Here is a 9,081-nt window from a genome sequence, read left to right as displayed (position 1 = left end):
ATTCCCGCCAGCCATTAGCCAATGCTGTTGCATTGGCTAATGGCTGGCGGGACATCAAGAATCAAGTGGGAACCCAAATCCTCTAAGAGGTGGACCGCGATATAAGGACATCTGCGGCACCTAATCGTAACGCGGCTCACGTAAAGTTCGCCCAATTAGATCATCCAGGCCCTCTCGTTGATTTCTGCTGGAGGGCGAGGTTCATCCGAGCCGCGTGGGCAGGGTGCCGAATAGGGTTTCCCTGGCATTGTCACCTCTCGCGTGAATTATCGGATTCACTTCACTCGACCGCAGCTTCAGCCATCGCCATCACATTCGCAGGCGGAACATTCGGCAATAACGCCTCATGACTTGGACTCACGATCAAGCGGGGCCCCAACGCCTTGCGCACGCGCCGAACTTCTGCCTTGATATCGGCCGGTGTTCCATGCACCAGCAGGTGCTGGGTATCGATTCCTCCCATGAAGGCAATCTGGCCCTTGAAGTCGCGCGCCAGGGTATCGGCATCCATGTCTTTGGCGAGGGCCTGCAACGGGTGCAAACAATCGACATTGGCCTCAACCAGTCGATCAATGACCCGGTGAATGGCGCCGCAGGAGTGCAGAATTACCTGATACCCCCAGCGATGCCCTTGCTCCGTAAACTTCATGAACCAGGGGAGGATAAACTCGTCAAACTGAGCTGGCCCGCAGATCAAATCCTGCTGGGTGCCAAAATCATTTCCAAAAAAGAACCCATCCACCCGATTCCCCGCCGCCTTGAAAAAACGTTCGTTGGCCTCGTAATAGAACCCGCAGACCCGGTCCGTGACGGCATGGACCACCTCCGGATTCGTAAACATCTTCACCATGTAATCCTCCATGCCGAAGAGATCCATGATGTTGTGATAGAAGCAGGTCCAGAATCCACTCGCCCGATATACCTCCCCTGACGCATCCAATGCGACCAGACACTCCTCGAAATTCAGTCGCGCAGGATCAGGCCAGGGGAAATCAGCTACTTCACGAACATCCTCACACTCCGCAAACGGTCCCTTCTGGCCATGAGAGGTTTTGGGACCACGCCCTCCGTCAAACAGACCCCGTCCCCCGAAGGCCTGAAAGGTTGAGGGCATGAACTGTGGGCAAATCCAGCGGAAATCGTCCTTTAACACCTGCCTCAATTCTTCTTCGGTGCGGGTGCCAAAATAGTTGTGATAGATCGGCCACGTGGCGGGATCCGGGTTCCCCAGCCAAAACCCGCAACGATCCGCCAGTTCACCCGCAATAATCCGTCTAATCCGCTCCCGTGATGTCATCGCTCCGCTCCTTCTTCAGTGTATTCCAACACACACTGCTCTTCAACGATATCAGCTCCAACGCCCCCAGCTCAATTAGAACACACTGCGATCACTTCATTGGTCTCGAATTAATCAGCGGCGGGATCCATCCCCCAAAAAAAACGAAAACGTTTTCACTGTCATCCCATAGGCCTACCTTTTCAGGCTATAAGAGGCCAATACCCCTTATAATTTGCATATGACTGGCTGAGGGGATTTCCGGCAGAAATGGCAATCTTGTGACTGGCCGGAGGTGAGCGCGCGTATGGCTGTCCCACAGGGTTCATGCGAATCCTGCGAAATAGGCCTGTTCTGGAGTGGCGCGCAGACGGCCAGGGGGGCTGGCTATCCCATAGCTGGCGAGCAAGGCGTACAAATCCCAGCGCCGCCAAAGACTCGCGCGTAGCACCGTGAACAAGCGTATGAAGCTATGCACCCAGGAATGCAGATGTGCCAGATAGCGCATAAGCAGATGAACGAGCAAGCCGATCCAAATCTGCCAGCGGACAGCATTGGCATTGTGGCCCAGGAAGTCAGCCAGCTGCAGCGTTTGCTTGATCTCCTTGAAGAACACCTCGATATCCCAGCGACAACGATACAGTTCGGCCACCGTCCAGGCGCTCCACTCCAGGTTGTTCGTCAGGAAGGTCAGCTCCATATCCTTACCATCCACTTCGACGAGCGCCACGACCCGCCGCAGTCGTTGAGGGTACGCCCGCAGGGAGTGGGCAATCGTCAGTTCGACAATCTCATCATGCAAGATGCGAGGGTGGTCCGTCGTTTCCAGTCGCTCGACCGCTCGACCCTTCATGTTGGCTCTCGCCCGGGTAACCCACCAGACGCCACGCTTCGTCATGTCATGCAAGTGGAAGAAATCGCCGTAGGCCTTGTCAAACACCACGATTTCCCCGCTTTCCAGGGGCGCGCAGATTTCGCGGGCCCGGCGATTATCACCTTCCCTGGCCGTATCGATGATGGCGCAGGCCGGCAAGAACGTCTGCAGATTCAGCCGAAGGTGGCATTTGGCAGCCGCCTTCCGGCGCCGGTGCTTCGCCCAATCCAATGCATTGGCAACCAATGGGATGGTCGTCGAGTCCACCGCATGAATCACCTTGCGGAACCGGCGAAGGTATCCACGTCTTACTTTGCGCTGGGAAAAGCTCGGCGTTTGGGCCATCAGATGATCCATCATCCGCCAGTACAATGCCTCGGCCATTGAGCAATCACGTTTCCGATTCGCATGGCTGAGGTTATTCCGGCTTGGAGGTGTTGCCCCCCGAATAGTCGACAACACGCCGGAATTCATGCGCAGTGAATCGCACACGTCGTTCAGTCCAATGGCATGTGTCAGTTGCGCATGCATCAGTGAGACCGTGTGGCTCCATGGCGAAAACGTCCGGCTCTGTTCATCCACCCCGTACTCCGTCGCCAGTTCACTCACCAGCCCCACCGGAATCAGATTGCATAGTTGCTTCAATACGGTGTACTTATGCCCTGCTGGAATGTGGTTGCTTTGTTTTTTCATACCTGCCGAGTGGCAGATTTAGCAGCCCCATTCCAGCTTTTTCTTTCAATGCCTATGGGATGCCAGTGAAACGTTTTCGTTTTTTCCAGCGAACCGTGCCACGCTCATGTAATGGGGTCTAGAGTTCCGGCGGGAAAGCCGGAAAGAATCTATCAATCTCACGCCGTGCCAGTTCAACCGCACGGCGCGGCTTATCAAGATTGCCATGCATGGAATAGACATCGCGCACAACAAATTCCACGGGAATATTCTTTCCCGTCGTAATTTCCAGAGTTTCGCGGATCTCCCTCGACCACGCCTCCTCATTGAGCCGCACATCGACGCCCAGAAGATTGGGATTGGGTTTTCGCGAGTAAACGATGCCTTTACCTGCCAGAACCTCTGCCATAAAGGCCTGATTCGCCCAGCGGGAAATCGAGACGGCCTTGAGGTTCGGGATCTTGCTGATGGAGTCCTCCCAAATCGGGTCAACGGGCTCACAACATCCCCAGTAAACCAAACCGAACAGAGTCGCCAGTTCACGGTAATAGGGGAAGCAGAACTCATGGAACAACTCCGGTGACACCCCTACCGTTTCCTGGCTGTCCATTACGCCCCACATGTCCGTCAGTTTCACCTGCCCTGGCCCTGTCGGCGCCTTTGGCAGAAGCGTCGTGAAGTTGTAACAGGTTCCACAGGTACATTGGTTGGCGTTATTGAGGACCAACAATCCTTCCTGTTCCGCCCATATAGCCATGCGCAACGCATTATCCCTTAACAACGCCATGAGCGCGTGTAGCTTATCCGGACAGTCATACATCGCCAGAAAGAACGTCTCCATGCTCATCAGCCGCATTAGCCGCTGTGTCAGGTTGTTATTTCCATAGGTACCCGAACGAATGACTACCGGCAGGATGTCTCCAAACGTTTCCTCAAGATAGCGCTTCTCGTCCAGTGTCGATTCGCGATTGACTCCAAACGTGGAGGGCTTCACCATCCCGAAGCCGTCTTTGAGATCCGTTATGGGACACTCAAAATGGTAACCGGTTTCCACACCTTCCGCATCCTTCACATGCGTTGTAGGAATTTCAATCCCGAACTCATTGCACCAGACGTGCCAGCTCATATCCAGGGTATCGGGACAGACATGGTCGTCATCCAGAATCTCATGAGTCCGGATGTTTCGCAAAAAGTTCACTTCGAGCTTGCGACCATACTCCGATTGGCACCGGAGAATGGATCCTGGCATAAAATCTCGATCAAAAGTCCAGGTTTCTATGACAAACGGCGGACGGGAACCCGGCTTGCCGTCATTCATGTCCGTCCACAACTGGCGCCGCCGCGCCATTACCGGAAGTGCAGCAATCTCCGCCTGGCGTCCAGCAAGTTTCCGCAAATAGTGACGTTCATCTACCGGAAGTGAGTACATCGGTGCTATCCTTTCTAAATTCCAATGCCGTAATGAGTGGCGGAATCCGGGTTCCCAGCCAAAACCCGCAACTCCGTTTTTCCTCATCCGGTCTATCCTGTACATCCATGTTTGAATCTCTTCTGCTTAGCCTAACCCGGCATAGCGGACCCAAAACATTTAGACAAAATAAACAAAATGAGTGTGGCGATCACTTGTCATTCTGTGCATTCCGTTCATTCTGTCAAAAAATCCTTTCCGCTCCCAATCTCGATAACCTTGCCCCCAGCTTCCCGGCTTTCGATGCCACCCATCACCAATCGCATCAATTCATCGGTTTCACTAAACGGGAATGGGTATGTTCCGGAACGCAGGAAATCGACAAACGCCTGCAACTGCGCCTTAAAAGCATAAAACGTATCCTGGGACGTGAGCGTGATATTTCCCGCCGTACCGCCTAAACACAGTGCCCCGCCGTACTGAATGTCTTTGATGCAGCCGATCACAATATCAATCCCACGCCGGTGCGTCATATGTACAATATTCCGTTGCGCCGTCCCAAGATTCTGAATCGTCTCAAATCCCGGCCCGACGATCGGAAAAATCGACTCCAGCGCGTGGATGCCATAGGTCTCCCATTTCTTAGCCATTGGCATAGACACAAACCGGAGTTGCCCCAATTCCTCCGTTCGCCGATGGTAGGGTGCGAATTCCTTGGCGTAGCGCATACAGCTTGAGGACATGATCGGCCTGGCTTCATCGACAATCCATTTTCGAAAAATGCCCAGGTCTTTCTGATTGTCACACAACGGCTTGTCGACGAAAACCGGCAGCCCGGCCTCAACAAACGGTCTGACACGATTCACATGTTCACTGCCGATGTCCGTGGCGATAACCACGGCATCGACCTGCCCAATCATCTCTTCAGGCTTATCAACCACATGAGGGATCAGTGAACACTTCGCCACTTTCTCCGCATCCTGGTGCTGATCACAATAAATATGGGTCACCGTAGCGCCCTGAATCCGTAGTGACGCCTCAGGTTCTTTGTTAAGATAGCCCGGAATCCCCGCAAACGGACATTCTTCCATCATAGCCTTCCGGTCATAGCCATTAAAAATCGCACTCCAGCTGTAAGGATGCCCATTGCCTTCAGTCATCCCGATAATTCCCAGACGAATGTGATCCGTATTTGAAACAAGACTCATAATGAGGCGCTCCTTGCATCTTCTGATTGCTATTTGTATATGATTATTCGTTACACATATGAGTGATGTCAATCGAACATGTGCTTATTGATGGCTAAAGTATATGTGATATACTCGCTCGATATATGAAATTCGCTAATCTTAAGCCAACCCAGTCAATTCCGGAATCGCTCTATTCACCCAAGCGTTGTAACTGGACACCCATCATAGTGCTGAATTCATCATTTCAAGTCGCAAATGGCCAAGACCGCAGTAGACACAGCAACCCCTTGGTATTATTGGGCTGAAGTTGGCGGCATTGGTGCGTGGCTTCGCCACATTAAGTTATTGAAAACGAATGAATTATACAAAATATCATGCAAGAAAACACCCCTTAGAAGGCTGACTACCTACAGCGTTGGCCTTCAAGCGCGGCGTACACGCCGTCGCGTGGGAGGCCTGGTTGGGGGCATTTTGAGTTCATGTCCCTGGGTTTCCCCAATGTGATAATGCCCACCTCTTCGGCTGTAATATCGTGGCGGGATAGTGAAGTGGGCCGCATAACGCTCCCGTAATATTTTTACTTTGACGGTTACTATCATATTCTGGTAGTTATTGGTCATGGATATAAACCTCTACAACACCATCCAGCAATGGGAAAAGGATCAGGATGGCGTGTTCTGCCTCGTTGACCTGAAGGTGATGTTGAACGAGGATTCGGAGGCCACGCTCTATCGAAAACTGGGCGCCCTTGTGAAGGCCAAGGTCTTGCTGAAAGTTAAGCGAGGCATATATGCCACCCCCTCGGCATCCCTAACCACCATTAGCAGCAGGATTGAACCGGACTCCTATATCACAACGGGAACCGTCCTGGCTCAAAAGGCCATTATTGGCTCCGTCCCGGCCAGAAAGGTGCAGGCTGTCAAAATCGGCCGCCCCCGAACCTATCAGTTTGAAGGAGGCACCATTGAACACCTCAGCATTGCCCCTAAACTTTATTTTGGCTTCATTTCAAAGCACGGCATCCGCTTTGCAACCCCGGAAAAAGCATTCCTGGACGTCTGCTACTTCTACTATAAGGGCAAACGCTTTTCCTTTGACCCCGCAAGCGATATTAACCGGGAGGACCTTGACTCCAAGTTAATCGCAGGTTACCTGAAAAAGTACGACCAACGCTTCATCACCTTCTTCAACCGGATATCGCGACACTTAAATCAAGATTGAAATCCCCTTCCTACTCACGACTGGTGCCCCAGACTGATCATTTCAAGGGAACTACAGTCGATGAATTCTATGACTTCCTGCGTGCCAAAGTCGCGCTCCTGTCGGACAAGGAAATCACGGAAGCCATGTCGGACTATTTGCCCCTTGAGGAGACCACAGGTTTGGGAATGATGTTCCGCGCAGCAATGACCCGCCTTCATTGACGAGATATTGCTCCCGTGTAGTCAGAGAACATATCCCGTCCTCATCTACAGCTGAGCATGGTGAAGCCACGCCTCCCATCAACGCCCATCCCATCAACGCATGCGGATTGACGCCAAATATGTCTCCATGTTAGTTTCACTAAATATGAAAAAGACCAAGACAATGGCAAACTCAGAGCCAAAGGCCGCCACCCTTCGCGATGTGGCACGCCGGGCCGGTGTTTCACACGTCACCGTATCCCGCGTCCTCTCCGGCAACTTGAACGTGACACCCGCCACAAGCAAGACCGTGATGCGGGCGGTGCGGGCACTGAAGTACCAGCCGAATGTAGCCGCCCGCACGTTAGTCTTGCGCCGCGGGGGAAATTTCCCAATCCTTTTGCAGGCGGTGGTCTGTCATGCGCGGCATTCCCTCCAGACTCAGTTACCTGGCGCTTTCCAGATGCAGGTGTTGCAGGGCGTCTGCGACGCTGTCCATACGGACGGACACACGGACTTCAGCATGAGTTACTGGCGCGGAGACGAGGATCAGGAACGGCAGTTGGCGCGGCTCCAACGCGCCAGCGGAGTTCTACTGATGGGCAACTCCGACCGCGAACTGGTTGTGCGCATGAAAAATAGCGGGATCAAACTGGTCTTGGCGGACCAGGATCACGAGGGGATCGAGATCGACGCCGTGGTGTCCGACAACCTGAAGGGTAGCCGGGCAGCCGTCCGGTATCTTTTGGACCGGGGACACCGGCACATCGGCTGGATGGGTGGCCCCGCCTACAACAATGTCTATCGCCAACGGGAAGAAGGCGTCCGACTTGAACTGGCCAAGGCACGGGTGCCGCTCGCCCCCCGCGACTGTCACAACGCCAGCGAAGATGATGTGTTGTTCTATGAGCGGGCCATGCTCGAATGGGTACGCGCCGACCATCTGCCGACCGCTCTGGTCCTGTGCAGTCCGCTTGCCATGCCCGGCGTGCTGCATGTCATGCGCGAACATAACCTACGTTGCCCGGACGATATCAGCCTGATTTCGCTGGATCTGGATGCCAATAACGCGGCGTGCCGCCCGCGGCCAACCGCCCTGGCAACTTACCCGCAGACGATCGGGCGCCAGGCCATGGAGCGGTTGATCAAAATCGTCCGTTCAAACACCGAACTGCCGCCGCTCAAAACCATCGTCCCCATGCACTTGATCGAGGGCGAATCGGTCGCCACCTTGTCAAGGGCATCGAAAAAAAAGTAAGATCCACTACTCCGCGTTGGTCTTGATGTAGGCGATCAACTCATCCACCTGCGCAAAGGCCAGGGCGATGACGGTATCGGCGGCGCCGTAGTAGATGGCCAACCGGCCGGTCCGGCTGTCGGCGAGCACCCCCACGGGGAAACACACATTCGGCACATCGCCGACGCATTCATAGTACTCACGCGGGTTGATCAGGTAGGGTTTCGCGCGGTACCGCACACGCCACGGCTCGTCGAGATCGAGCAGGGCCGCACCAAAAGAATAGGTCAGGCCACTGCAAGTATTGATCACCCCGTGGTAGAACATCAGCCAGCCCTCGGTCGTTTCCAGCGGCACGGGGCCGGGGCCAACCTTGGTACGTTGCCAGCCGCCGTTGGTCCCCATGACAAAACGGTGCCGACCCCAGAAAACCATATCCGGGCTCTCGCTATAGTAGATATTGCCGAACGGCGTGTGGCCGGTATCGCTTGGACGGCTGAGTAACGCAAACTTGCCGCCGATCTTGCGAGGGAAGAGGACCCCATTGCGGTTACAAGGCAAAGTGATGTTCTCCATCGCAACATACGTGCGGAAATCCTTCGTCCAGGCGCACCCGATGGTTGGATCACCATGGATACCATTGCACCAGGTCACGTAATAGCGGTCCCCCAGCCGCACCACGCGCGGATCGTAGGCGTACTCATAGGGAAGATCCTTGATCGGCTTGGCGAAGCGGATCGGTTTATGCTCGATCCGCCAGCCCAGGCCGTCCCGGCTCCACCCGGTGTGCAGGGCACTGCCCCGACTCATGTTGTCCACGCGAAATACGCCTACGAACCCATCGCCGCAGGGCACGACCGCGCTGTTGAAAATACTGTTGGCCGTGGGTATCGCGTCCCGCGGTACAATCGGATTCCCGCTATAGCGCCACACGGGATGCGGGTAGCCGGCGGGTTTCTCCTCCCAAGGAATGTTGGGTAATGCAGGACCTCTGATCGTTAGTTTGCTTTTTTGTTTCATA

The 9,081-nt window shown here is 54.3% G+C and carries 8 protein-coding genes; 3 read left to right on the top strand and 5 right to left on the bottom strand.

Features of this window, described 5'->3' with window-relative positions; genetic code table 11:
- Positions 1–280: 280 nt before the first annotated feature.
- The 4 genes from WCS52_18295 to WCS52_18280 form a co-directional block, all read right to left on the bottom strand.
- Positions 281–1,297 carry a uroporphyrinogen decarboxylase family protein gene (locus WCS52_18295; protein ID MEI6169136.1) on the bottom strand — a complete coding sequence of 339 codons (1,017 nt, stop codon included), beginning with the start codon at positions 1,295–1,297 and terminating at the stop codon, positions 281–283.
- 304 nt (positions 1,298–1,601) lie between these two features.
- Entirely contained in the window at positions 1,602–2,843 is a 1,242-nt protein-coding gene (locus tag WCS52_18290; protein ID MEI6169135.1) for an IS4 family transposase, read from the bottom strand.
- A gap of 118 nt (positions 2,844–2,961) precedes the next feature.
- Complete coding sequence (locus WCS52_18285) at positions 2,962–4,251, bottom strand: hypothetical protein (GenBank protein ID MEI6169134.1); 1,290 nt, start codon at positions 4,249–4,251, stop codon at positions 2,962–2,964.
- A gap of 215 nt (positions 4,252–4,466) precedes the next feature.
- Positions 4,467–5,438, bottom strand: a complete 972-nt coding sequence (locus WCS52_18280) for a Gfo/Idh/MocA family oxidoreductase (GenBank protein MEI6169133.1) — start codon at positions 5,436–5,438, stop codon at positions 4,467–4,469.
- Between the two features lie 600 nt (positions 5,439–6,038).
- On the opposite strand from WCS52_18280, the gene WCS52_18275 reads away from it, so the two are divergent.
- From WCS52_18275 to WCS52_18265, 3 genes are all read left to right on the top strand, one after another.
- Positions 6,039–6,641 carry a hypothetical protein gene (locus tag WCS52_18275; GenBank protein ID MEI6169132.1) on the top strand — a complete coding sequence of 201 codons (603 nt, stop codon included), beginning with the start codon at positions 6,039–6,041 and terminating at the stop codon, positions 6,639–6,641.
- Positions 6,638–6,844, top strand: coding sequence for a hypothetical protein (locus WCS52_18270; GenBank protein ID MEI6169131.1), 207 nt, complete (start codon positions 6,638–6,640; stop codon positions 6,842–6,844). Before WCS52_18275 ends, WCS52_18270 begins: the two co-directional genes overlap by 4 nt.
- 163 nt (positions 6,845–7,007) lie before the next feature.
- Positions 7,008–8,081: a LacI family DNA-binding transcriptional regulator gene (locus WCS52_18265; GenBank protein ID MEI6169130.1), complete on the top strand. Its 1,074-nt coding sequence runs from the start codon at positions 7,008–7,010 to the stop codon at positions 8,079–8,081.
- A gap of 6 nt (positions 8,082–8,087) precedes the next feature.
- Here WCS52_18265 and WCS52_18260 read toward each other — a convergent pair whose 3' ends face one another.
- Positions 8,088–9,080: a glycoside hydrolase family 130 protein gene (locus WCS52_18260; protein MEI6169129.1), complete on the bottom strand. Its 993-nt coding sequence runs from the start codon at positions 9,078–9,080 to the stop codon at positions 8,088–8,090.
- Between the last annotated feature and the right edge of the window lies 1 nt (position 9,081).

The organism is bacterium (genome assembly GCA_037128595.1).
Classification (GTDB): domain Bacteria; phylum Verrucomicrobiota; class Kiritimatiellia; order CAIKKV01; family CAITUY01; genus JAABPW01.
This window is presented reverse-complemented; position numbering and strand designations above follow the sequence as displayed.

What these genes read in the sequence shown, in the direction of transcription:
- WCS52_18295 (MEI6169136.1), bottom strand. Translation starts at nt 1,297, where the DNA reads ATGACATCACGGGAGCGGATTAGACGGATTATTGCGGGTGAACTGGCG.
- WCS52_18290 (MEI6169135.1), bottom strand. Translation starts at nt 2,843, where the DNA reads ATGAAAAAACAAAGCAACCACATTCCAGCAGGGCATAAGTACACCGTA.
- WCS52_18285 (MEI6169134.1), bottom strand. Translation starts at nt 4,251, where the DNA reads ATGTACTCACTTCCGGTAGATGAACGTCACTATTTGCGGAAACTTGCT.
- WCS52_18280 (MEI6169133.1), bottom strand. Translation starts at nt 5,438, where the DNA reads ATGAGTCTTGTTTCAAATACGGATCACATTCGTCTGGGAATTATCGGG.
- WCS52_18275 (MEI6169132.1), top strand. Translation starts at nt 6,039, where the DNA reads ATGGATATAAACCTCTACAACACCATCCAGCAATGGGAAAAGGATCAG.
- WCS52_18265 (MEI6169130.1), top strand. Translation starts at nt 7,008, where the DNA reads ATGGCAAACTCAGAGCCAAAGGCCGCCACCCTTCGCGATGTGGCACGC.
- WCS52_18260 (MEI6169129.1), bottom strand. Translation starts at nt 9,080, where the DNA reads ATGAAACAAAAAAGCAAACTAACGATCAGAGGTCCTGCATTACCCAAC.